The following is a 26,240-nucleotide window of genomic DNA, read 5'->3' as shown; positions in this document are numbered from 1 at the left end:
TTGTTTAGTATTTCATTGAGGATGTGCTATGCGTGTACCCCATTTCCTAATGTTCACCCTCGGCCTTAGCGCTGCACTAGCCCTTTTCGGATGTTCTAGGGAATCTTCCGTCAAGGAAAACGTCAACCTGAAAAACAACCACTCCCGCGTTTTTGCGTTTGACAAGCGCGTCGAAGATGGACAATCATTCATCGACGCCATGGCGGACACCCCGGTAAACGAAGCGGACACCATTCCGGACACTTTAACCGTGACTGTAAACGATACGGTCTACCTGATTGGTCTACTCCCCTACAACGTGGACAAGATTTACCGATTCCAGTGGACTCTGACTAAAAAGAATGGCAAAGACACCACTGTTGTCGGCGACAATGCCAAACTGCAGGCTTGGGCCTACGCCAAGGCAGGGCTCTACGAGCCTAAGTTCATTGCCATTGACGGTAACAACGCAACAGACACTGCCGGTACGGCCACCCGCAAGGCATGGATCAAGGTGATTGACACCAAGCCTGTCTTATATGTACCTAAGGATACCCTCTGGACCAAGCACGACGGTGACATCACCTTCCCGATCCTCGCAAGCGACTCCTTTGGCACGATTGTAGATGTAAAGGTCGACCTCGATGCAAGCGGCAAGAAAGATTCCGCCAAGAGCGTCAAGTACAAGAGGTACGAAGACAACGATTCGCTCTACCTGACCATCAAGAACGACAAGAGCCGGATGGATTCCCTCGGCAACCAAAAGATTTACGTCATCGTGACCGACGACGACGGCAACGAGACCAAGGATAGCGTGAACCTGCACTTCAACCGCATTCCTAAGCTCAAGATTATTTACCCGCAAGACGGCGCCCGCCACAACATTAATGACCGTTTCTACTTCTACTACGAAGGCATTGATGACGACAACCCGCAGGACTTGCAGTACTTTATTTACGCGCAGGTTTCCAAGAACGGTCAGCCGCCCCAAAAGGCATTCACTGACGAAGACTTGATTGCAAAGGCTTTCACCTCGAACATATTCGAACCGATTGACAAAGACGGAAAGAACAGAATCACTCTGATTAGCGATCCGGGCAAGGCCCTGACAGGCCGTATTTACTGGGACATGTACGTTACCGACGGTTATGATATTGTAAGACTCGAACGTATCAAGAACGAAGGCGAAAGCTCTAGCCGCCCGTGGAACTTCTACATTGGCGACCTCAGTTCGTCTCAGGGAACCTTTGCAGGCGTTGTCAAGTACCAAGGCAAACAGACCCACTCCGGTATCCACGTCGTATTCAACAATGGTAGCAAGTCCTTCGACGCCCACACCGGTAATCAAGGTAACTACACCGTCAAGGTCGACGCAGGCAACTATACCGCCACCATTACTTCTGATTCGCTCAGGGAATACCAGAGCCGCACGATCGATGACCTCTATATTGAATCGGGCAGCACCATCGAACTGGAAGAAATCGTGTTGAAAGACACCGTACCGCCCATGCTCCTTGTGAAAAACATCGACACCCTGACAACACGCGCCTTTAACCAGACGGTCTACGCCCGCGACCTGGGTGCCGGCATCGATACAGTCACAGCAAGCATCGATGGCGAAGCAAAGCCTTTAACATGCAGCATCGGCGAAGAAGGCGCCATCTACAACTGCGCCTTGAGCCTGAACAACCTACTCGACGGAGACCACAAGTTCATTTACACCGCCAAGGATAACGCCGGCAACCTCGAGAAACTGGAACAGACCATCACCATCAAGGCAACAAAGATTACCCTCGATGTTAACGGTGACAAGAACGCTCGTATTGGCGAAGGCGAATCGCTCGTATTTACCGCAACAGTCAGCGAAGCCATTCCGGCCCCCAAGAAGGTCGAATGGTCTTGGGACTTGGATGACACCAAGAAAACGGCCGATGTCGATGAAGACGGCAAGGCCACAATCACCTATACTTATGAAGAGCTCAAGACTTTGGCGACCGCAGGTGAAGAATACCTGATGACCGTTGCTTACACCGAAAACGGAGCAGACGTTAAAGCTCAGGTCAAATTCGGTATCCGCGGAGACAACCCCACAATCATCTTTACGGAACCCGCTTTCGATGACACCGTAAGCCTTAACGACGCAGTCGCATTCAAGGTGAAGACCTACCCGGGCAAGGCTAGCACAAGCTGGATTGTCAAGTGGACCTGCTCCAACGTAGACAAGATGGCAACCGGTTACACCTGCCCCGCAGATGACACTCAGGAAGCAAACATTGCTTATAAGGCTGTAGGGACCTACACGATTACCGCAACCATCACAGACCAAGACGGCAAATCTGGTACGGCCTCTACCAAGATTATCGTAATTAGCGATCCGCCGACAATCGATGTAACCACCGAAAGCAAGACGAACGAATACAAGATCAACAGCGTCGTTACCGTGAAGGCTTCTGCAAGCGACAAGTTCGGCACCATCAACAAGATTGAATGGGGTTGCAGCAACGGCATGGTCAGTTACGATTATAAGAAAGACATTGATCCGCCCACCGCATCGGTCAGCGACATCGCCCTCCAGTTAACACTTCCGGGCACTGAAGTCAGCAACCACCGCTGCATCTTTAGGGCTACCGACGATGACGGCGAACAAGGCTTTGACACGCTTACCTTCAAGACTTTGCTCGACCCGCCCACCGTTCGCCTGAACACCAAGAGAGACACGGTCAAGATCAACAGTCAGCAGACAATCAAGGCAAATGCGTCTGACAAGCTCGGCTATATCGCCAAATACGAAAGCGCCTGTAGCGAAAACTTGAACGAACTCAAGAACCCGACTTGGGACGAAATGAGTTCAGCCCAGACAGTTGTGGTCATGCCGCAGACTGCCGTGAACGCTTACTACTGCGTGGTCCAGGTCACCGACGATGACGGCAACACTGCACGCGACACTGCTATTTACAAAGTCATTGTCGGCATGCCCTCAGTCACTGCATACGTCAACTACAACAAGGTCACCATCAAGGACATGGTGGAACTGAACGCACACGCTCAGGATTCCTTGGGTAGCATTGTCAAGTACGAATGGGGCTGCGGAGCCTCGTCCGCCGAAAATATCGGATTCACCTATTCTTCGACAACAACGCCGCGCACCACGATGACCATGCCTGCAACCGCACAAAACGGTTACCAGTGTATCGCACGTGTGACAGACGACGACGGCAATATTGCCAAGGATACGGTAAAGATTGACATCGTTCTTGCACCGCCTACCGTGACGGTCGCTAACAAGAAGTTGACTGTTCGCCCCGACTTCAACATTACTCTTGATGCTACCGCAAGCGACAACAACAATCTGCCTTCTGACCCGGGTTCTATCGTAAAGCAGGAATGGAGCTGCGGCACGCCGGAACAGATTGAAAAGAACTGGAAAACTGTTGTTGACTTCGATACCGTTTGGAAAGCTCCGGCTCAGCAAACCGTATTCTACTGCGTCGCAAGAGCTACCGACAACGACGGCAATACGGCTGTCGACACGGTACGCATTTCGTTCACAAATGAAATTCCGTCTCTGAAGGTCTCCTACGACTTGCTCTATGTCAACGTAGGCGATGCATTCACGCTCGACGCCTCGGCCAACTCTGCATGGCAGGGAATCGACTGGTTCAAATGGGAATGCCGTTACAAAGACACCGGCGCTCTCATCAAGAAATCTGACACCACCAAGTTCAGCTACGACCTTAACGGACAATCGTTCAGAATGAGCAAGGATTCTTCTTACTCCGAAAAGGGCAAGGATATGCTTTGCATTATCTCGGCCCGCGAAACAAGCGGCAAGGATGTTCTGAGCGACACCACCGAAGTCAAGATTCTCAAGCAACACCCGCAGGGCGTTATTACCGCGGCAGACACCGTGTACCTGTGGAGCGGCGACGAATCGGTCGACGACGAAGCCATTTACTTCTACACTCCGGAATGGGGCGGATTCAATTCCAAGAAGGGCGAACTCGGTAACGACAAGATGCAGGATTACTGGTGGAAATTCAGCAACGTCGACGGAAGCTTCTATCAAGGCAAGACTGACGGTAGCCTCGACACGAGCATCGCTGAATTCAACACGGCATTCATCCGTAAGACTAAGGCTGGCTCTATCACCATCACCTTGGATTACCGCGACAGTACCACGACTGCACCGACCTACGCCTTCTACAGCCGTCATCGTGCCGAAGAAGTCAGCCGTACGGTATACTTCAGCAAAGCTTGGCGCAATCAAGGCCCTGACACCGTCATTGCAAAGACCAATTCGAACACGCCGTCGGTCATGACGCTTGTAAACGACGCTCCTACCGTCGCCTACCATGATGACGCTGCCAAGAAGATTGTTGTAAAGCAACTCCAAGGCAACGCTTGGGGCGACCTCGGTTCCATTAGCTTTACCCAACCGGTAGCTTCGATCCAGTTGGTTGCAGATGGTTCTACGGTCTATGTCGGCGTACTCGATAGCACTGGCAAATACAGCGTGTACAAATCGTACACTCAAATTGGCAACACCATTGAAGGTGTTACGCAGGCAAAGCTTCTTGTAAAGAGCGGTGCTACAAACGCTATGGTCATGTACCTCAAGAGCAACGCTGTTTACCTGGCAGAACTGAACGGTGGTTCTTGGAAGAACAACTCCACCTTCAACCGCCTCAAGTACAGCTTTAGCAACGGCAACAATAACACGACTACAGTAAACTATCGTGAATTCGACGCTCTGTTCGCTAGCAACGGAAGCCTCGTCATTATCGCGGTCGACAACACCTCTGACTACACAGGATACAAGTTCATCTACAGCAGCAGTTATCAGAATACTCATGCCGAAAAAATCGACAAGCACATGAGCAAGATTTCTCTCGCTGAAAAGTCGAACACCCTGTACTTAGGCTTTGCAAACCGCGACGTGGAACATGGTAAATATGGTCCGTACCTGTACAAGGGAACGATTACCAACAATAGTCTCACCCTCGACAAGTCCGGAGTATACAGCAAGTCCATCCACGAAGGCTTGATTGCTTACAACATCAGTCTCGCCGTCTCTGGAAACATTCTGTATGTCGCCATGGACGACGCCGGACGTCCCAACCTGTCGCAGGTTCACGTGTACAGGCTCGAAGGTGGCAAATGGCACCTGCATGGTGAGAACCAGTTGCCCTACTTCAGCTCTGTATTCTACAATATGAACAAGTACTATCTGCGCGGTTCGAGCCCGACAATTGCAACGAGCAGCAACGGAAAGGTTTACGTTTCGATGCTTGCCCGCGAAACCGCGTATGGCAGCACACACACAGTCAAAAACAACGGCCCGCTCGTTATGAAGTACGTGGCCGACACCTGGGAGATTAAATAATGAATATTGAAATTGCTTCTATTTGTGATGCCGCGACCGCGAACGGAGTTGGCGGGCGCCTGAATATCCTTGGAGCATTTGATCGAATTTTTGCAAAGTTTCCGCTTGTGATTCCGCAGTGTTCAACGGCTTTCCGCATTCGTTACATGCGTAGCGAGGCAGGAGTGCACGATCTGACGCTTGTATTCGAAGACGTATGCGGGAAGCCGATTGTGCCGCCCATGCAGTCTAAGATTCCGCTGGAACCTGTGGCCCAGGGTTTTGACACGGCTGCGGTGAACATGGTCTTGAATCTGCAGCGCTTCCAGATTAAACGCCCGGACAAGTACATGATTCGCCTGCTGGTCGACAATGAAGAACTCGTGAGTCTGCCGCTGTATGCACTCGAAGCTCCGAACCAGCCGGGAGAGGCTGCGCCGGATGCCCCGATTGCAAGCGGCGAACAGGATCTCACCTAATTAGACGAAAGACGAAAGGACGCCGCTATGCGGCTACAGACGAGAGACCGCAATGCATAAGGCTGCGGGAGTCTGCATTCCGACAACCGCAGCGTCCAAATCCACAAAATGAACTTCATGGCCCGATGCTTCTAACTGCACCGGGCTTTTTAGCATGTTCCGGCGGAGCGAGCCTTCAAAGAATTCACCACCCACGCACTTATAAAAAGCCTCTTTGCGGCACCAGAGCTTAAAGAATTCCTTCAAGGCGCATTCACCTTCGAGACGTGCGAGTTCCGTTGACTCCTCTTTGCTAAAGAATCGCTCTGCGAGGTGCAAGCGTTTCGGCGAATAGCGTTCCAGGTCTACGCCGATTCTCAAAGTTCCAAGCGAACCGCGGCTGCCATAGGCACACACGCAGTAGCCGTCGGAATGCGTCCAGTTTACGTCGAAATCGAAGCTCGGAAATTGAGGCCGAGTGTCTTCTTTGGATTCTACGAGGTCGGCGGCGGTTACAGGGCGCCCTAGGTAATCCGACAGAATTTTGAATATCACAGAGCGGTGATCCGGCTTTTGCATGAACCCCGCCAAATGGACCACCCCAAGAGGAGTTTCCACATCCAATTTACGGATTTCACGAGCATTGTCTATGGCGGTATTTTCGTTCATGATAAGTCTAGCACAAAGATAATTTCTACTTTAGGGGTATGAACCTGACTTTCCGCAAAAAAGCCTGTATCGCCCTAGGGACAATCGCGATTGCGCTCAGCGCCTGCGGCGACATTAACAGCAGCTGGGAAGTCAAAGGCGGCGGCTATATCAAGTACAGCGTAAACGACGAAGGCCCCTTTACCATAGAACTGGCTAAAAACGACGTGGAACCCCCGTATTACGTAAACAACAGCCACCACTACTTTTACCTTTGCACTCGCCTAGAAGAAAGCGACCGCGGTGACCAGCTAGCGCTCATGGTCAACAACCCGCAAACGGGCAAATTCCTCACTCCTGTGAGCCGCGCAAGCATAAACGGCCACTACGAGACGGTTACGTGGTTCAGGGCGCAAACGACCGACGAGGCCCCCCTTATCGCGGACAGCAGCACCATCAAATTCGACGAAATCATCGGAGATTCCCTGTGGACGGCCGATTTGGACCTTTATTTCAAGGATTGCCGCTCGGGACTGTGCAGCGACAAGCTTCCCCCGCTCCATGTAACCGGTCGCCTGCGTTATTGGGTTCCTGATTCAGAGCGATAATTTACCCCTTGACAAGCCTAAAACGGTTTACTATATTTGGTCTCACCTCGGTCGATTAGCTCAGTTGGTTAGAGCGCTACCTTGACATGGTAGAGGTCACAGATTCGAGTTCTGTATCGACCACTGAAAGAGCCTCGCTTCAAGCGAGGCTTCTTTGTTTTCTAGACTTTTTTATTCATCTCTTTAAATTTAAAAGGGAGAAGGCTCTCCCTAATTACAGCCCCTGCTCGAGCCTGCTCCGCACACGAACATGGATTCGGCCTTCGGCCTCTAATGTTCGCTTAGCGGCCAGTCTCTCACCGGGTTTTCCATTACCCTTTCGCCTAAGGGCTCTGCCCTTAAAATCCCGTATAAAAAACAAAAACCGCCTGAGAGGCGGTCTTTGTTCAGGAAGAAAAATCCTTCAATTACTTAGCAGCAGAGTCTGCCGGAGCGGCAACTTCAACCTTTGCTGCGGCGGCGCTATCAACAGCAACTGCGGCAGCGCTGTCAGCGACAGCGGGAGCGGCGGGAGCTTCAACCACCTTTTCGGCGGCAGCAGGTGCAGCCGGAGCGGCTTCAGCAGCCTTAGGAACCGGAGTACCGAAGAAGTTCACCTTGGCAAGGAAGATCATCATCACCCAAGAGAGGACGAGGCCGGAGAGACCCATCACAACACCGGTCTTAGCCATGCCGTTGGTGTCGGTGTAACCCGTAGCGTGGGCCAAGGCGTTAGGCGGAGTCGAAATCGGGAGGCTCATGCCGAGAGAGCTTGCAAAGGCAACAGAAACGAGCAGAGCGGTCACGCCACCGAGGCCAACGAGGTTGTCCTGGCAAGCAATGCCCACGGCGCAAAGAATCGGAACCAAGAGCGTAGCCGTAGAGGTATGGCTCATGAAGTTAGCCATGAACAAGCAGATGATACCGCAACCGATCATGAGGGCGATCGGAGACCAGCTTGCAAACGGAATCGTCTTGATCAAGTGAGCGGCAAGGCCAGTAGCGTTCAGGCCAACACCCAGAGCAAAACCGCCAGCCACGAGCCAGAGCACGTCCCAGCTCATTGCGTTCAGGTCTTTCTTGGTAATCACGCCGGTCAAAGCAAACACAGCCATCGGGATCATAGCGATTGCGTTATCGTTAATGCCGTGGACACCCTTACCGGTCACCCACAAGACAACGCACACGACAAAGGTAATGTACACGATAATGGCCTTGGGGCTGGTATCAAACTTGCCGGCACCTTCAATGTTCAGGATCATTTCCTTCATCTTGATCGGGTAAATCTTAAGGAGCAAGACCCAAGCAATCACCATCAAAATAATCACATACGGAATACCGAAAGCCATCCACTGACCGAAGCTCACCGGGTTAGCAACGAGGTCGCCACGGGCAACAGCGTCGTTCAAGGCGCCAAGGGCAATAGCGTTAGGAGGCGTACCAATCGGGGTACCCATACCACCGATATTGGCGCCCAGCGGAATAGCGAGGGCAAAGGCAGCTTTACCGCGGTCATCTTCGTCGAAGAGCTTGAGCACCGGAGCAAGAATTGCAAGCATCATGGCAGCGGTAGCAGTGTTGCTCATGAACATGGAGAACACGGCAGTAATGAGCATGAGGCCAAGAAGCACGAACTTCGGGTTCTTGCCGAACGGCTTCAGGAGCACGCGGGCAAGGTTCAAGTCCATCTTGTACTTGGTAGCGGCAGCAGCAAGGAAGAAGCCGCCCAAGAAGAGCATGATGATCGGGTTTGCAAACGTAGCCATAATGGACTTATGGCTGATCATGGTCACGCCGTCCACGCGGAAAGGCGCAAGGGCGGAGTCAGACATCGTCACAATCATGAGCACGATGACAAGCATCGATGTCGACCAGATCGGGAACGGTTGCAGAATCCAGAACAGGGCCGCCATCACGAAAACGCCAATAACGCGAATTTCGAGCGGGTTCAGGATTCCCATGGGGCTTGCGGCATCGAATCCGAGGGATTCGTAGGGCAAGAAGAGAGCGGCGATGGCAAGCACCGACGCGATGATGAACTTGATGAATTTAGCCTTTGTCATAGTGCGGCCAAATTTAGAAAAATGCCGCCCTAATGGCAAGATTACGGCATTGTTACAAAGGGGGAAGATTCCCCCTGGTTGCTGCCCCTGCTCGAGCCTGCTCCGCACACGAACATGGATTCGGCCTTCGGCCTCTAATGTTCGCTTAGCGGCCAGTCTCTCACAAGGTCTTCCACCACCCCCACTGCGGGGACACCCCGCAACGCCCCGAATTATCGTGAAATCGCCACTTTACGGGTGGCCTGGAGTCCCCCTACGCGCACGCGGAGCAGGTACAGGCCCGGTTTCGGGGCTGTAAGTGCGAGCGTGTTGTGGCCAGCGGTCGATTTGCCGCGGTAGGTGGCGGCAATCTTGCCGTTTATGCCCACGAGCTGCACGCGGTAGCTTGCGCCGGCCAGGTCGCTAGACACGTCGAATCCGACCTGGAGGGCGCCCGGAACGCGCTGGAAACGCAGATTTTCGAGCTTCGAGGCGACGGTCTGGATTTCGGACGCCGAGACGCGGACGGTCGCCGTAGAGCCTGCGGCCTTGAGCATGACCCTCAGAGAATCCCCAGAGCCAAGTTCAGTCGTCTTGCCGTCAACCGTCACATAAACCCTCAGTCCAATCTCATTCAGGGCCTTTACGCCCTCGAATTTGAGGTAGCCCACGCGGTCAGTTGTCGCGCTCAAGGCCAAATTCCATTCATAATCGCCATCGTCGGCGCTCTTGATAGACTTCAACAAGGCCTTCTTGCCCTCGACCACCGACAGGTTCACGTAGTCTCCCATACCTGCAGGCGGTTCCAACCTTTCGTTAGCCTCACCCACTCCAAGCACGTTCCAAGAATCGCTATGGCCCTTGGTATCGTTAAGCACTGCCTGCAAAGTCCAGCTTTCGCGAGTAGCCTTCGCCAAGGCGGCCTTCTGCAAGCCCTTGGCATTCAAGTTCGCACCGAACCAAGGTTCAGCTTTAACAGGAAGCGTTTTCTTGGTATCGGATGGCAGCCACACGGCTTCGTACGGTCCCAATACAGACACAGGCACAGGTCCGGTGCTGGCCTCCCATTTATAGAGTTCAAGGGCATACTCGTCCAGCGAAATATTCCAGCCATACGGATTGGCCACCATATTCCAGCCGCTATCCAGTTCCCATACCATTTCATGAGCACCATAAGCCACGTCACTACCCGTCACCGCATCCTTGCGCAACACAAGCGGTCGACCTTCCAAGGAATTGTACCAGTAGCCCTGCTGAGCATTCACTGCACCACCATTATACTTCTGGTACTTCCAGGCAACGCCGTATTCGGCAGATTCGTCCCAGTAATAGAACGCCGGATCATCGTCCCAAACGATTGAACTTTCATCTACATCCGAAAGCGAAACCATCTGCCAGGTATCCGGAGCCGCCGCAATTTCGGAACTCACCGTAAACGGCCCGAAATCAACCGGCGGTATTGAATCAGCATCATTCTTAAGAGCCACCCTAACCCTATAGTCACCCGGTAACAACGGATACACATCCCAATCGAGAGAACCAGTATCTGTAACGCTTTCAATCTTTGGATCAGGAAGCGGCACGCCCAACGCATCCACAAAAGTCGCGCGCAATTCCGCAACCTTGCCCGATTTCACTTTCCATTCAAGAGTCAGGCGCATTGCATTTCCAGACAGAATCGGTTCATGACGCACAAACTCAAAATCACCACCTGGGCTAACCACCGGCGCTTTATCTTCCGAGAAGTAGGCCTTCATCGGCAAATAGCCCTGAATTGAATCAGCCAATTTATCTCCCTCGACAAGCTTGATGCGTCCGTCTATCACAACGGAATCAAGCTTATACCCCTTTTCTGGAGCACCGCGAACCACCCACGTGGAATGAGCGTAATCCTGCGGTAAAAGCATCGTAGAATCTTCAGCAAAGGCATGCGTCTTTTCGGAAACTTTGATCTTATTAATTTCAACAATTTCGACAATTTCCACAGTTCCATGTTCCGATTCCAGTTTCAGGCGACGATAACCCGCATTTTCCACGCAAGCATCAGCACTGCCCCATGCCCCATACAAAGTCTTTTCACTAGTCACCTTAGCAATCAAATCATTACTCGAAACAACGCCATGATCATAATCTGCGCCATCAGGCGTTACAGACCATCCAAGCACACACTCCGTCGGAGTATAGACCCACTTAGGCAAACGCGTAGTCCCGATTTCCTTCAAGCGAATCGTGTCCACTTTAGATTCCGAGCCATAAAAGACATCGTTTCGACCGACCTTAACACTGACATCGATATAGCCTGCATACACGGCCTCGAGCGTATATGTCATACCCGCCGCAGGCGCAATCTGGAACGACGTGTCACCAGGTTCCAACGCGTCGCCAGTTTTAAACTTAATTGGCAATTCAGTTCCATCAGCCTTTTTCAACGTGAGTTTTGCAAGAGCGTATTCTTTATTGGTCTGGACAGATGCCACATGCAACGTCATTGCATCTGCGGAAACAGGAATTTCAAGTTTTCCAGAGTTAAACTTATGCGTAAAAGTCTCAGTGTCTTTTCCGAGCTTTTTGTAAGACTGATTCAAAGTAACCGTTCCGTAATCGCCTTCGACACCCGTTTTGTCAACCACTTTCAAAATCATCTCGGTATTTTGAGGTTCGCAGGCAACTTTATTGCCTTTAACTGCAGAATCCCAGAATCCATACAGGCTAAACGATGTTTCATCGCTCGGATTTGCTTTCAAAAGAAGGTCTCCGTCAAGAGATGTATAATGAGACTCACCCATCACGCCGATTTTATCTTTATCCCAGCCCTTAAAGCAGGCTTTTGTCGAAAGCAGACCTTCAGGGAGTTTTGCCGTTTCATCATTTTCACGGGAATAACTCTCTTTAATCACAAACTTGTCCGTCAAAAACACATCTGAACTACCCGCACGGATATCGAAAGTAACCTTGTACGGGATCGCTGTCACATGCACGGAATCGATTCCCAAGAACATTGGCGCATTCGGAGCCTTTTGGGGAGCAGCTATAGACATGGCTTGGACCATCGAATCCAAATCCAACATTTCATCGGCACCAAGTTTCATCGACCACACCATCAACCGAGACAAACCGTTGGTTATCGTTGCATTCAACTGATTTTCTAAGACTGATTCTCTATCGAAATAATTCTCGGTGAGATTTTCATACTTATTAAGATTTGATTCTTCGCACTTTGCAGGTTTGTTTACTTCGTTATAGCATTCTTTAATCACGTCAGTGGTTTTATCGAACAAATCGACCCAGAAATCAACTTTTAAAGAATCCAGTATAAAACCACGTTCAGCAAGGCCGATCCCGTACTTTGATACAATGTCTACATTAGGTTGCAAAGATTTGGTGTTTCCTAGTTCATACGAATCAATCTCAGTAAGCGTCCCATTTTTATCATAGCCGTATGTGGACACATTGATTTTAGCTTTGCTATTAAACAATCCAACTTCTACCTGTGGCAAGTAGTTAACGTCCTCGCTCGAAGCAAACAACTTATAGTATAAGTGTATTTCATCTCCATTTTTATCGTTTATATGCGTTCTCACCTCCTTAAGAACAGCCTCAATATTATTCATTTGCTTTTGCGCCAACGAAATACCACTTGAAAAAACATTTTTGCAACCAGCAAAGAACACTGCATTCGCCGGGCACGTATACGCTTGATATAAAGCCAAATCATATTTGGTATTGTTATAACCCAAAAGAGCCGTCGGAACGATATTCTTACTAGATAACAGGCGAACTTTTTCCACCTTTGGCCACGCAAGAGTCACGTCATCCACATAATCATCCATTAGCACGGGCGTAGGAAAACCGCCAAACTGATCTGGATTTTCTATATAGCAAATCACTTTTATTTCACGATCTGTCAGGCCTTTCGCTTTATCATCTTTGGTAAAAGTTCGACTTAAATCATAGACATCACCGTCTTCATCAATGACCATAAAACCGGCCTTCAATGCGTCAAAGTCATATTTCAAGCCCGGTTTTAGCACAGCTTTATTTTCTGAGGATCCTTTTTCTGTATAGACATACAAAGAGCATTTTCCGGCCTCACATTTTGCAGGCAAATAATCTTTTAAAGCAACCTTGTCTTCATCCTTCAATTCTTTATAATCCGCATCAGTCAGGCTTATTGCAAGCCTATACGCCGTTCTCTGCGACGAAATAGTCGGCAAACTTGATGGTTCATTATCCCAAGCAACAGAGGCTGACGGTTGCGTTGCATTCATCACATAAGTGAACAAGCGCGATTTCATGACATCAGCATCGATAATGCCGTTATACCAATAATCACCATCTTTTGTATTCACTATAATTTTACCGGAGCCATCCTTACTCAAGACGCCAGAAACCGACAACGCCGAATCGCCTTTCAACTCATTACGGTAATTGAAGCAAATATTCAAATTTTCCGAACACTTGTCTCTCCAATCCGATTTTTTCTTCCCCTGGCCCGCGATTTTCAGCGAGTCCACCGCATCAACAACAGACATATCCATTGAGCCATAGTGAAAATTGTCCCTCACGCTAACGGTTGTTGCGGAATTTTCACTCACAAGAGTTCCTGCGACATACCCCCGATATATTCTGTATGCAAAATCATTGCCTACAATAGTTTTTGGAAACAAATCACCAATAGAGGAATTGTTGCTTACATCTATGCTACTAAACCACCCCAAACCGATTTCGGCTCCCAAGGCACCAGCTGCAACCACCCCACTGTTAGCGATGTAGATATTGCCTTCGGCATGGTTTTGCAGGATATTGATATTTCCGCCACGACTCACCGCATTGCCCACCAGGTAACCCGCACAGACCGTATTTATCGTTTCTGCCGTAGTCATAATCAAGTTCGTTGCTTTCGCCTTGACACTAGATTTCTTGACAAGGACTTCACCACTAGTTTCGTTATTAGGACTGGGAACAAATGCCACCTGTCCCAGAACTCCGCCCGCATAAACCACGCCAGCAGAGGTCTGCATTTCTGCCGTCACCACATTATTTTCGGCATAAATATCAACAGGAGTATCATCCTCTTCACCATAAACATATCCAACAAGTCCACCCATGCAGGCTTTGGAATTCAAATAATCCGTTTCGCGATGCCAAGTCGCCGAAACATCAACCGTATCGTTCGACAAAGAAATCTGTCCCCTTAACCAATGCAATTCCCCAACAAGGCCGCCAAAAAAACGCGCTTTGTTGTTGCCACCCGAATGCACCGCCGAGTTCAAAGTCACCTTCGCATTCGCCAGCTTAAAATAGGACGCACCCGTAAGAGAATTATTGTCAATATAAGCTCGTCCAAACAAGCCGCCCACCCAAAGGCCGCTCAAATCAGCCGACACACTTATTCTACCTAAGGTAAAACCGTCATCATCTGCCGAAGGTTCGAAACGTCCCGCAACGCCACCGACATAGCGATCCCCAATATATTCATGGCCAGAAACACTCTTATAGACTTCTGAAATAGCATCAGGAATTTTCAGTTTCGACACTTCGATGTTATCCATTACAGGATACCCACCGATATTTGCAATAACGCCACCACTTGCCGACTGCAGATTTTCAAGAGAGCCAAACGTCGAGTGACCTGCAATAACATCCTTAGTTATGCCTAAAGTCACATTCTGAATCTTAATTTTAGAAAGCGCAACCGCAGGGTTATCTCTGTCACTAGACGAAGCTCCAGAATATACAGCCAAAGCCGCGGTCTGCCAACCATACACCAGCGAATTGCTCACAGTCACATTCTTAAAGCTGACATTTGCCACCCTGTAAGCCACAACCGCCGCATCGAAGTTCGTCCCTGAAGTCACCGTCGCCTTGACATAGGCCATATCGAATGTAATATTTTGAACCTTAGAATTTTGCAGATCCCCGAAGAACGAAGCATTTATGTTTTCGGTAATATAGCAGAAATTCTTTATCGTCTTACCGTTACCATCAATCGTCGGCTGGAACGCAAGCGGTCCAAAATTCATGGGAGCAAAAGTAGCGTCTCTACAAGTGATAACATCGCCTGTTTTTTGGTATCCACCAAAGTCGATATTAGAATTAAAACGAATTACAAACCCATTATATTCAGTTTTTGCAGACGGATTTTTGGAAATATCCAATTTCGATTCAATCTCAGTCTGAAAAGCCTGTAAAAAACTTCCCCATGTCGTGTAGGTATTTGCAGTCGGCTTTGACGATTGAAGCTGTTCAATACCGCAAGTATAGACATCATCAGTAGACTTAGAACAACTAAACTTAAGCGCATACGGCAAATCAGCAAAAGACACCCCTACCAAAAGCAGGGTGCAAATCAAAAAGAGCTTCGCTATTTTTCCCATCATAGCCTCCAACAACGTTTATCCCAAACGCTACAAGTTAATAATAATTTTTTATGCAACAAAAAAGTAAGAACGAGCGCAAAAAAGGCAGGCACTAGGCCCGCCTTTTGACAAGTGTCACATTTTTGCTTAAAATTCTGTGCGTTATTTCACAAGTACCTTGCCCGAGAGCAGCTGGCTGCCGACCTTGATCTTCACAAAGTACACGCCAGACTTCGGAGCGTTCAGGCTAAACTGGTTCGTACCGGCCGTTGCCTTGAACTGGCCCGCAGCCACCTTCTTGCCATCGACACCGACCACAGCGTAGCTTGCGCGTGCCCCGGCCAAAGCCTCGGGAGCCGTAAAACCAACCTGCAGCGTGCCACCCGCAAGGGTAGAGCCAAAGCCGCTGATCTTGGAAGAGGCGACCACAGCATTGCCTGCTGCCACGCGGACTTCCACCTGCTTAGCAGACTTGGCGAGCGCCACATTCAAGGAATTTTCATTCGTGACTTCAGTCGTTTCGCCGTCTGCGGTTACGAACAGCTTAAGTCCCTGGCGGCTCAATTCCTTGACGCCTTCAAACTTAAGTTTGCCTTCGCGCACAGAGCTTGCGCTCACATCGAGAATCCAGCTATATTCGTCGGCAACAGCCTTGATGCTCTTTGCAAGCTTAGCACCCTTTTCGCTATTGCGGATTGCGAGCGCCACATGGTTACCCATGCCTGCAGGCGGTTCTTCGAGCGATTCTTCGGCACCGGCACCAATCACGTTCCAGGAATCCTGCTTACCGTAATCGTCGGCAAGGGACACCTTCAGGCTCCATGCACCCTTAATGCCAGCGGCATCCTTATGCATAGCCATCTTTGTTTCGGCAACCGTTCTTTCTTCGATCTTGAATTCCGGAGCAGCAGACATACGCCAGATCGTAGACTTGGAAACCTTTGCCCACACGGCTTCGTACGGGCCAAGCACCTTAGGCATCGGGTCGTAATTGCCTGTTGCAGAATTCCAGCGCCAGAAAGTAACCTGGGCATCATTATCGGCGGAGCCCTTAGACATGTCCACATACCAGCCGTACGGGTTAGCCACCAGGTTCCAGCCGCTGTACAGGCTATCGAGTTCCCACACGATTTCGCTTTCCTTAGAGCCGGTCGATTCACGAATCACCAACGGTTCGCCATCGGCCGTGCCGTACCAGAAGCCGCGAGTGCCCTCAACGACACCGCCATCAAAGGCGCGGTACTGCCAGTAATCGCCCACCGGATTGCGTTCATCCCACCAGTAGAAGGCAGCATCGTCGGCCTTAACACTCTTTTTGTCGAGTGCCGACAGAGAAACCATCTGCCAGCTACCCGGAGCGGCCTTGATTTCAGAGGCGACTTCAAACTTGCCTTCGTATTCAGCGAAATTCACTTGGTCACCCACAGTCAAGGTTACCGTAAACTTGCCAATCGGAGCCGGAGTCATTTGCCACTGACCGCCGTTCACAACCGACTTCTTAATAATAGTATCCAAGATACCACCATTTTCGCCGGTCACCACCACGCGAGCAGAATCCAATTCGCCAGCATTTTCGGTATCGAAGGTCAAGAGGATTGCATTGCCAGACTGCTTGATTGTCGGTTCTACAATCTTGATTTCGCCAGTAATGCTAGAGCTAGAGACTTCCGGAACGCTGCTAGAGCTTTCGACAGAGCTAGAGGATTCTTCGAACACGCTAGAGCTAGAGGCCGGAATCACGCTGCTAGAACTTCCAACAGAACTAGAGGATTCAACAGAACTGGAGCTTTCGGCAGAGCTAGAAGATTCCGGAAGCTTTTCATAGAGAGCCTTCACTTCGGTGTCTTCGATAATCTTATCAAATCTGCCATCCCAACCAAAGAACGCAAAACCATCACGCTTCGGTTCGGCAGGCGCCACAGCAGCAGCACCGTATTCAACCGTCTGGACATCGCCAATGCGGCTTCCATCGTAATCCAAGAAGGTCACCGAGTAGGAATTCTTCAAGGAGTCATAGACAGCCTTATAGACCTTATCTCCGAGCACCTTGGTCACAACAGGGTCCCAACCCTTGAACAGGTAGCTGTATTCTGCAGTCGAGGAACGAGTAAGGTTTTTCGGAGCTGAAACAGAACCTTCGTAAAGCACGGAGTCGGCCTTGACTTGATCGCCATTGTAATCCTGGAATACAACCCAGTATTTCTGACGTTCGTAGACAGCCTTTACTTCGATGCTCTTGGTAATCACATCGAACTTACGGTCCCAACCAGTGAACTTGTAGCCTTCGCGAGTCGGAGCAGCGGGTGCCACAGCGGCAGAGCCGTATTCCACCCAAACGGTATCACCAATCGGGGTTTCATCGTAATCAACGAAGGTCACCGCATACTTGACCTTGGCAGAATCGTACTCTGCCGTATATTCAGCATCGGCACTCACAACAGCAACGTCTGGAGTCCAGCTCTTAAACGTGTACTTGTATTCTGCCGTAGAAGCACGTTTCACATCCTTCGGCGTTACAACAGTTGCACCGTAAACAAGCGAGTCTGCCTTGAGTTCGCTGCCATCGAAGTCCTTGAACACAATCCAGAACTTGAGCAGTTCATAGACAGCCTTCACTTCAATGCTCTTGGTAATCACGTCGAACTTACGGTCCCAACCCACGAATGCGTAGCCTTCGCGAGTCGGGTCAGCAGGAGCCACGGCAGAATCGCCGTATTCCACCATCTGGGCATCGCCAATCGGGGTATCGTCGTAATCCACAAAGGTCACAGCATACTTAACCTTGGTCGAGTCGTAAGTAGCAGTGTAAACGGCATCGCCATTCACATTAACCACTTCAGGAGTCCAACCCAAGAATTCATAGGTGTATTCAGCGGTAGCCTCACGCTTCACGTCAACCGGCTGAGGCACAGCCGCATTAAACGGAATATAAGCAGAATCCAAGGCTGTTCCGTCATAATCCTTAAACACAATCAAGTACTTATTCGGCACATATGTGGCATGAACATCCAAATCCTTCGTCACGCTGACAAAGGTCGAATCATCCCAACCGGCAAAGGTATAACCCACGCGTTCCGGGTCATTCGGAGCCGTTGCAGATTCTTGATACAATACCGACTGATTCGTTCCGAACTGAGTATCGTCAAAGTCAAAGAACCGGACTGTATACGAATTCTTATCGTAAACAGCCGTTACGGTCAAGTCACTGATAATATTATCAAAATCTTTATCCCACGAACCCGTAAAGGTGTAACCTTCAATCTTAGTCACCACAGAATCGACCGGAGCCGTTGCAGCGCCACCATGGACCACCGTTTGCTGTGCAATCGGTTTACCATTCATATCTGCAAAAACAACGACATGACTAACAACCGTTGTCGGAGCAATCGGTTCGTATTGGCCATTGGCAAAGAACGGAAGGTTATTGTTATTATCCTTCGCAAACGTCCAAACGTAATCAGCGGCATCGGCATAAGCCTCATTCAAGGTTCCGGCAAATTGAGAAGACTTCATGGTCTTTGCAATTTCAGTACCGTTATAGCGAGCCGATTGCTGCGAGGCAGAGCTGTTTCTCAACACATAAGAAATGGAATCACTATCAACCCAGGTATTCGTCTCCTGTTCCGTCTTCAAGAATCCTACCGGCAATGTTACAGTTTCATCGTCGTCTTCACCGAAATGGTAACTGGACTTAATTTCATAGCCCTTGTTCACTTCAGCCTTACCAATCAGGTAACCCACCTTTTTGTCGTAACTGTTGAGGGAAGCATTGTTGGCCGTGACCGAAATATCGCCCACATTGTAAGTGTTCTTAACAACAGTCCTCACATTGTTTGCCTGCGTATTACCAATTAAACCACCCACATAAAGATAGTTGCCCGCATGCTTTCCAACAACACTAATGTCGCCCACGGCAGCCACTAGGCTCATTTCGCTAATTTCATTGCAAAGGCCGCATACGCCACCGATATTTGCAACCTGAACATTCGAGGTCGATACCGTTCCAGCTTCTTTTGCGGTATACTTGATCAACTGGTTTGTGCCTTTAGCAATCACATCGTTCAAAATCAAAGTCCTTCCACCTTGGTCATTCGTAAAGCCGCCAAGAACACCACCCACAAATACATTGTTCAGGCTGTCTTCAACCACAATAGAACCTTCGTAATACAAGTGAGCTACGGTTGCAGCAGCGTTATACATCATAATGCTTGCAAAACCGACGATACCGCCCACATACACACTATCACGAGCATTGGCTCCATTGACTTTCTTGTTTCCATCAACAGAGGTTTTTACCTTCGAGGTAATCTGGACAGACGAAGTATCATTTGTGATTCCCAAGCCTTTAGTCTGGGCAATGCACGCAGAACCCACGACGCCACCTAAGAAGGCATCACTATGGAGTCCAGGAACCGCCGCTCCCGATGCTGAAAGCGCAATCGAACCGGTCGTTTTTGCTCCCGTAACGCTCAAAAATTCATCGCCATTTGAGCCACCTTGCACACAAGAGGAACCATAACCCACAATACCACCGGCATAATACTGATAAAGACGGGCATCCTTCAAAGAATCCTTGACATCGATATTGGCAGCGCTGTTCATCACTCGAACCGAGGTCTGCGCATCGGAGGAATCATAACCAAGAATACCACCCACAGCAATCACATTAGGTGAAGCGGCGTCGTAAATTTTACCGTCGAACCTGCTGTTCGACACCACAAAATTGCCTGCATCCGCGACATTGTTATCACGCGGAACATACGACGCACCAAAAATACCGCCCATCGAAGCGCCACCCGAAATCTTGGTCGGGATCACTTCGCCGCCGTCTTTATTCTTCGTGTAAACATACAAGTTGTTGGCCGGACCACCAATGGTCTGGTTCAAACCGGCAATGCCACCCAAGGCAGACCTGTGCCCCATGGCATAGTCATGAACATCGACCTTTACAGAATCGTTTTTAAACGTGGCATCTTCTGTGCTTTGCGTACGGACCGCCACACCGGCAATACCACCCAGGAACACATTATGGCCAACCAAAGTACCAGCCGACTTATTAATTTCCTCAGAGCCCGCATATCCCGTGGTAATCGAAACGATGTTCGAAATATGGATATCGTCGTCGCCCGTGATGTTTGAAATCGTAGAATTCTTGACAAAACCGACAACGCCACCTGCAATTGGAGCCTGGATAGAATCGTTAGCAATGTTTACACTATCGACCGTCACCAAGTTGACAGAACCCGCAAGAGCTCCTACGGGGTAATAATCGGCACCATCGGTACTTTCACCATTGATGTAGATACGAACGCCGTTAAGTTTCACATTCGTCATGGACACATTCGATGCCGACTTGAAAAAACCTACCGGAGTTTCCATCGGTTTTGCCGTCGTGACAGTCGCATTGTAGCAAAGATGACTAATCGTAAAACCATTACCGTTAAACGATGTGCTATCCATCATCGGAAGCGGCACATGGTTTACAGCGCATTCGCCAACCTTTGTATTGGCTGCAAATTCCTTAAGGTCAATATTGGACCACAATTCAAGCGGGACTTTCTTCATCGTAGAGTCGCCATTAATCCAATTATCTTCGAGCAAGGCGGCCAAGTTCGCAGGAGTATCTTCAACAGAGGCAACACATTGTCCCGCAGATGTAAAACTCGTCGTCGTCCCCCCCCAAGGAGAAGGAGTAGTAGAATAATAGCCAATGCTAGTTCCGTTACTCGAGTATGTGGTACCCTTGAAGTTCAACTTCCAATCAGTGGCATTGGAACATTTTGCGGCACCTTGGCTCAGCACCAAGGTCGTCGATCTGTTACCCATGCCATACCCCCACATTCCCGCTTGGACAACATGGGTAGTCAGGTTATAATAGGATTTCGGCGTTTCGGCCGCGGCTCCAGGAGCGGCAAAAACCACGCTGCTATAGGCCAGCATGGTCAACACAAACAAACTGATTTTTGCCTTCATATAATCCCTCTGTATCTTTCTCTGTAAAAATATTTAAAAAATCCCAAAAAAGATAGGGGAGTACCCCGAAAAACCTGTCTACTGTGACATGGAACAAAAAAAGCGTACACATCACACACCTCAAGAAAGCCCGATTTCGCAACCCATTGAGTATCAAGCACATAGCCCGCCCCCTTTATTGTGAAAAATATCACACTTGATAAAAAAGTCCTTGACTTTGACGCAACAAATGTTACATTTAGGTTACAAACATTTTACAAGGAGAATACACATGTTTAAGAAAATCGCTCTTGCAGCAGCTCTTACGGCAACAGCATCTTTCGCAACCTGGGACTACTTCCCGGTTCAGGAAGCCCACAAGGGTCAGGCCGAAATCCATTTTGACTACATGATGCAGGACGATTTGAGCCGTGGCGCTCTCTCTGCAGGCGCCCGCTACACTATCGTTCAGAATTTTGAAGCCGGCGTAATCGTTCCGTTCGTCCTCTTTACCAGCTGGGACGGCGAAGACATGAAGCAAGACGGTCTTGCCAACATCCAGCTCATGCTGCGCTACCAGTTCATGCCGATTTTGAACGCCTTCTTGGACGTTGAAGTCCCCACCTGCAACGAAGACCTCTGCGGTGATGACGACCCGTTCGGTTTCCACTTTGGTGTGCAGTTCTCCCAGAAGTTCGGCATTGTCGACTTCGGCTCTGAACTCGGCCTCGCTCTCGAAACCAAGGGTGACGACAAGACTACGCCGCCTTGGGACATGAACCTCGGTCTTGAAGCCGACTTCGCTGTTAGCGAAATGGTTGTTCCTTACGTCGGTATCGACATCAACATGCTCCTCGGTAAGGTTACCGCTGACGGCGAAAATATAGGCGAAAGCCACACTGGCGACATGGGCATTGCTCCGTACCTCGGCCTCACCTTCAACATCAACCCGATGTTCTATGCTGGCGCCCAGGCTCAGTTCTGCTTCGGCGACGACTACTATGGCGAAGAAATGCTCACCATCCTTACCGCCAAGGTCGGTGTAAACTTCTAATTCGCTACAAAACAGCAATTAAAAGCACTCCTGATTCCATCGGGAGTGTTTTTTTATTAGATTATTCTATAAATTCTAAATATAAGGAGACTCCTAATGCTTAAGAAAATTGCACTCGTAGCAGCAGTTGCCGCTAGCGCTTCCTTCGCTACCTACAACTTCTTCCCGGTTGGCGACGCCAACAAGGGTGAAGTTGAAATCAGCGATAACTACACCTGGCATGACCACTGGTCCGCGAACCGAATCAACCTGGCCGCCAAGTACAATGTCATCCAGAACTTGGAAATTTCTCTCCAGAATATCGGTTACCAGATCTGGAACGAAGACGACCGCTGCGATGACACCAAGTCTTGCCCGGATAACGATGGTATCTACGCTATGACCATTGGTGCCCGTTACCAGTTCCTGCCGATTTTGATTGGCGCATTGGACATTCGTCTTCCGCTCACATCCGAAGATGTTACGGGTGACTACGACCCGTTTGGTCTGTACGCTGCTATCCAGTTCACCAAGGAATTCATTCCTAACTTGTGGTTCGGCTCCGAACTCGGTTTTGACTGGATGTTCGAAGACGAAAAGGTTGAAGAAGGCGTCACGATGACCATTCAGGCCGAATTGGACTACACGATTGCCGCCATCGGTCTGACTCCGTGGATTGGTATTGAATTCGACAAGCAGCTCACCGAAGACAAGATTGACGGCAACGATGCCGGTGGCGACGAAAACCAGCTCACCTTCTGGGTCGGCGCTCAGTACGACATCAATCAGATGTTTGCAGTCAAGGTCAACTTCGCTATTTCGAACGGCGACCTCTATGGTGACAGCAACACCCTCAAGGGCGCATTCCTCATCCGTTTCTAACCGGCTGTAAACAGCTGTTTACCATCCCCGGACAAAAGTCCGGGGTATCTTTTTTTTACATCCCTAGCTAAATGACATTTACTAGATTTTAAGCCAAAACTTATCCAAGGAGTCTGGTATGTTCAAAAAAATCGCTCTCGCTGCAGCTCTCGCAGCAAGTGCTGCATTCGCAACGTGGGACTACTACCCCGTTCTCGAAGGCGGCAAGGGTTCTGCTAAAGGCAACCTCTATTACGACTGGGATCATGACTGGTCTCAAGCTGGTCTCGGCGTTGGCGCACGTTTCAGTGTGATCAACGGCCTCGAAATTTCTTTGCAGGATTGGGGCTACCAGTTCTGGGGCGAATGGGATTGCAGTGGCTGCGTAAACGGCGGTAGCGGCCTGCGCGACCTTACCATTGGCGCTCGTTACCAGTTTGACCCGATGTTCAACGTGTTCTTGGACTTGCACCTGCCCGTCGGCAATGACGATGTCGATGCAAACGCCATCAGCAGCACGACACCCCCTTCTACCGAAGAAATCGCCCTTTATTTTGGTGGCCAGTTCAGCATGGCAGTCAAGGATGCTCCGGGCCTCAAGTTCGGTACCGAAGCCGGCCTTGACTGGGGCTTTGAACACGACAACTATGAACGCGGCCTCGACCTGCACCTCGGCGGTGAAATCGCTTACACGGTTCAGGGCGTTGGCATTACCCCATTCTTCGGTCTCCAATTCAAGTTCCGCCTGACCGAAAGCGAATGGGAAGAAGGCGATCATGAAGCAGGTGCCGATGATGACGGCGACAAGCAGGTCAATATCTGGCTCGGTGCAGACTACTTCGTAATTCCGAACATGCTTGATGTTTGGGCCAAGTTGATTGTGCGTAGCGGTGATATCGGCGGCGACGCAACCGGCCTCAATGTCGGTGTTGAATTCTTCTTCTAAGTCTGATTTGTCATGCCGGGCTTGACCCGGCATCTCCTTTTATATTTGTACTTTTGTACAAAAGGCGAGCTTTTCAGCCCGCCTTTTTTTCATACTCTTCTAAGTTCTGCAGTGCCGAAGGCACGATCTAAATTCTGCCAACTACTTCACGTCGTATTCCGGAATCGGGAGCGATTCGCCAGCCTTCATGGCCTTGTCGAGAGCGGCAGACTTCGTGGGGTCTAGCCACCAGTAAACAGGGATTGCGTCTTCGCGGTTGAAGCGGTCGAATACCTTTTCCGGAGTGCCGTAACGATTCCAGTAGAGAATGCGATGGTGGTCGCATTGCCACATGAGCACATAAGGCACGATTTCAGCGAGACGGTTGTCCAGCGCCTTCAGGATTTCGTTACGCTTGGCCAAATCGAATTCAGTCTTCTGCAAGTTGATGAGGCTATCCACCACCTTGTCTTGCACGCCAGCGAGGTTGTTCGTTCCCTTCTGCAATGCGGTCGTAGAAATCCAGCTGGCTTCCGGGTCGCGGAGGCGGCCTGCGCCCCAGTTCACCCAGTACAAATCAAAGTCGGCATCGTCCAAGCGCTTGCGAAGCGTACTCTGCGACATCTGTTCGATAGTTGCGACAACGCCCACCTTCTTCAAGTCTTCCTGGAACAACGTGAGGTGACGCAAGTCTTCTTGGCTCGTGATAAAGTTGATGGCGAACGGCTTGCCGTCTTTTTCGAGCACGCCCTGCGCATTCACCTTGTAGCCCGCTTCTGCAAAGAGGGCGCGAGCGCTATCCGGATTGAACTTGTAGAGAGTCGCAGTCGGATTCTGGTTGCCTTCCCACAGGTCAGGGTAATAGCTGTTGAGCAAGAAGTACTGGTTGTACATGTACTTTTCATTCATGGCTTCGCGGTTCAGGAGCATGTTGAGGGCGCGGCGCACGCGAACATCTTGGAACTGCGGCTTGCGCAAGTTGATGGCCATCCCCTGGAAACCAATCGGTTCCTTGTTGAAGATACGCTGCTTGACTGCCCAGCCCTTCTGAATAGCGTCGAAGTCAGTCTGCTTCATCCAAATGCTGCTGGTGTAAATCGCGTAGGCGTTGATGTCTTGCTTTTTGAACGCTTCAAGAGCCTTCGTCTGATCGTTCATGAAGCGGTAGCGAATCTTTTCGAAGTTGTACTTGCCGCGGTTCCAGTTCTTCTTGAAGCCCCACCAGTCGGCGCGACGAGCAAGTTCCACGTAGCGGTCTTCGCGGAAAGTCTTGATTTTATACGGGCCAGACACCACCGGGAATTCGTAGCGAATCTGGTTGAAGTCCTTACCGGCCCACACGTGCTTCGGGAAGGCGAGCATGCCTGCGGCTTCCCAGAAGTTGCCCCAGTGCGATTCCTTGGCAGTCATCTTCACCGTAAGGCTATCGACGACTTCGGGGCGATCAAAGCGGCTGAGCCCCACCTTGAAAATCGGCGTGAGGTTTTTCTCGTCCATGATGACGTCGTAGTAGAACTGCACATCTTCGGCGGTCACCGATTTACCGTCGCTCCACTTGGCGCGCGGGTCCACATGGAAGGTGAACGTCTTGCCGTCTTCGCTAACGCTCCAACTGTCAGCGAGGATTCCCACTTCGCGGTCTTCGGTGCTATGCAGGCTCACGAGCGGTTCAAACATCATGCCCATGAGTTCAGCCGAGAAACTGTTGTAGTCTTCCCACATGTTAAAGGATTTGGGCATCGCGGAGCCCCACAAGGTAATTGCACCGCAGGGGCGGGCATCCTTCGAGGCAATCGGGTCAAACTCGCCCGTGGCCGTAGAATCAAACGGCGATTCAGGGCAATTCAATTCGGCATTCTTGCCAGCAGACTTTGTACCCTTGGAGCCGGATTCATTGCAAGCGCTAAGCGACAGCGCCGAAACCATCAAAGCCGCAGACATAAACGCGGCACTATAAAACTTCATTTTCTTATTCTTCATTTTAAATCTCGTAGATTTCTTAAATACTCGATAAATATCACTAAAGTCCACTAA

General features: G+C 50.0%; 11 protein-coding genes and 1 tRNA gene. 7 read left to right on the top strand and 5 right to left on the bottom strand.

The genetic code is table 11. The features are described from left to right. Positions 1-28 precede the first annotated feature (28 nt). Together QOL41_RS13100 and QOL41_RS13095 are read left to right on the top strand one after the other, a co-directional pair. Positions 29-5,362: a hypothetical protein gene (locus QOL41_RS13100; protein ID WP_283430123.1), complete on the top strand. Its 5,334-nt coding sequence runs from the start codon at positions 29-31 to the stop codon at positions 5,360-5,362. Continuing rightward, positions 5,362-5,820, top strand: coding sequence for a DUF6941 family protein (locus QOL41_RS13095; RefSeq protein ID WP_283430122.1), 459 nt, complete (start codon positions 5,362-5,364; stop codon positions 5,818-5,820). The genes QOL41_RS13100 and QOL41_RS13095 overlap by 1 nt, the downstream gene beginning before the upstream one ends. A 33-nt stretch (positions 5,821-5,853) precedes the next feature. Here the strand turns inward: QOL41_RS13095 and QOL41_RS13090 are convergent, their stop codons facing one another. Further along, positions 5,854-6,468, bottom strand: a complete 615-nt coding sequence (locus QOL41_RS13090; RefSeq protein WP_283430121.1) for a 4'-phosphopantetheinyl transferase family protein — start codon at positions 6,466-6,468, stop codon at positions 5,854-5,856. Positions 6,469-6,506: 38 nt separating this feature from the next. On the opposite strand from QOL41_RS13090, the gene QOL41_RS13085 reads away from it, so the two are divergent. Further along, positions 6,507-7,055, top strand: a complete 549-nt coding sequence (locus QOL41_RS13085; protein WP_283430120.1) for a hypothetical protein — start codon at positions 6,507-6,509, stop codon at positions 7,053-7,055. Between the two features lie 49 nt (positions 7,056-7,104). Next, a tRNA-Val gene (locus QOL41_RS13080) sits at positions 7,105-7,178 on the top strand. Positions 7,179-7,462: 284 nt separating this feature from the next. Here the strand turns inward: QOL41_RS13080 and QOL41_RS13075 are convergent. From QOL41_RS13075 to QOL41_RS13065, 3 genes are all read right to left on the bottom strand, one after another. Then, positions 7,463-9,097 (bottom strand): SLC13 family permease, encoded by a 1,635-nt coding sequence (locus QOL41_RS13075; RefSeq protein ID WP_283430119.1) that lies wholly within the window; start codon positions 9,095-9,097, stop codon positions 7,463-7,465. 212 nt (positions 9,098-9,309) lie between these two features. Beyond that, positions 9,310-15,456, bottom strand: a complete 6,147-nt coding sequence (locus QOL41_RS13070; protein ID WP_283430118.1) for a hypothetical protein — start codon at positions 15,454-15,456, stop codon at positions 9,310-9,312. 141 nt (positions 15,457-15,597) lie between these two features. Beyond that, a complete protein-coding gene (locus QOL41_RS13065; RefSeq protein ID WP_283430117.1) occupies positions 15,598-21,408 on the bottom strand; it encodes an InlB B-repeat-containing protein in 5,811 nt (1,936 codons plus the stop codon). Between the two features lie 271 nt (positions 21,409-21,679). On the opposite strand from QOL41_RS13065, the gene QOL41_RS13060 reads away from it, so the two are divergent. From QOL41_RS13060 to QOL41_RS13050, 3 genes are all read left to right on the top strand, one after another. Next, entirely contained in the window at positions 21,680-22,441 is a 762-nt protein-coding gene (locus QOL41_RS13060; protein WP_283430116.1) for a transporter, read from the top strand. A gap of 96 nt (positions 22,442-22,537) precedes the next feature. Then, the gene (locus tag QOL41_RS13055) at positions 22,538-23,302 is read left to right on the top strand and encodes a transporter (RefSeq protein WP_283430115.1); all 765 of its coding nucleotides are present in this window, start codon (positions 22,538-22,540) and stop codon (positions 23,300-23,302) included. 118 nt (positions 23,303-23,420) lie between these two features. Beyond that, positions 23,421-24,227 (top strand): transporter, encoded by an 807-nt coding sequence (locus tag QOL41_RS13050; RefSeq protein WP_283430114.1) that lies wholly within the window; start codon positions 23,421-23,423, stop codon positions 24,225-24,227. 141 nt (positions 24,228-24,368) lie between these two features. Here the strand turns inward: QOL41_RS13050 and QOL41_RS13045 are convergent, their stop codons facing one another. Then, entirely contained in the window at positions 24,369-26,186 is a 1,818-nt protein-coding gene (locus tag QOL41_RS13045; RefSeq protein WP_283430113.1) for an extracellular solute-binding protein, read from the bottom strand. Positions 26,187-26,240: the final 54 nt, after the last annotated feature.

The sequence above is a fragment of the Fibrobacter sp. UWB10 genome, assembly GCF_900182935.1.
In the GTDB taxonomy this organism is placed as follows: Bacteria; Fibrobacterota; Fibrobacteria; order Fibrobacterales; family Fibrobacteraceae; genus Fibrobacter; species Fibrobacter succinogenes_O.
The sequence above is the reverse complement of the archived record's forward strand: the minus strand, read 5'-3'. Positions and strand labels throughout refer to the sequence as shown.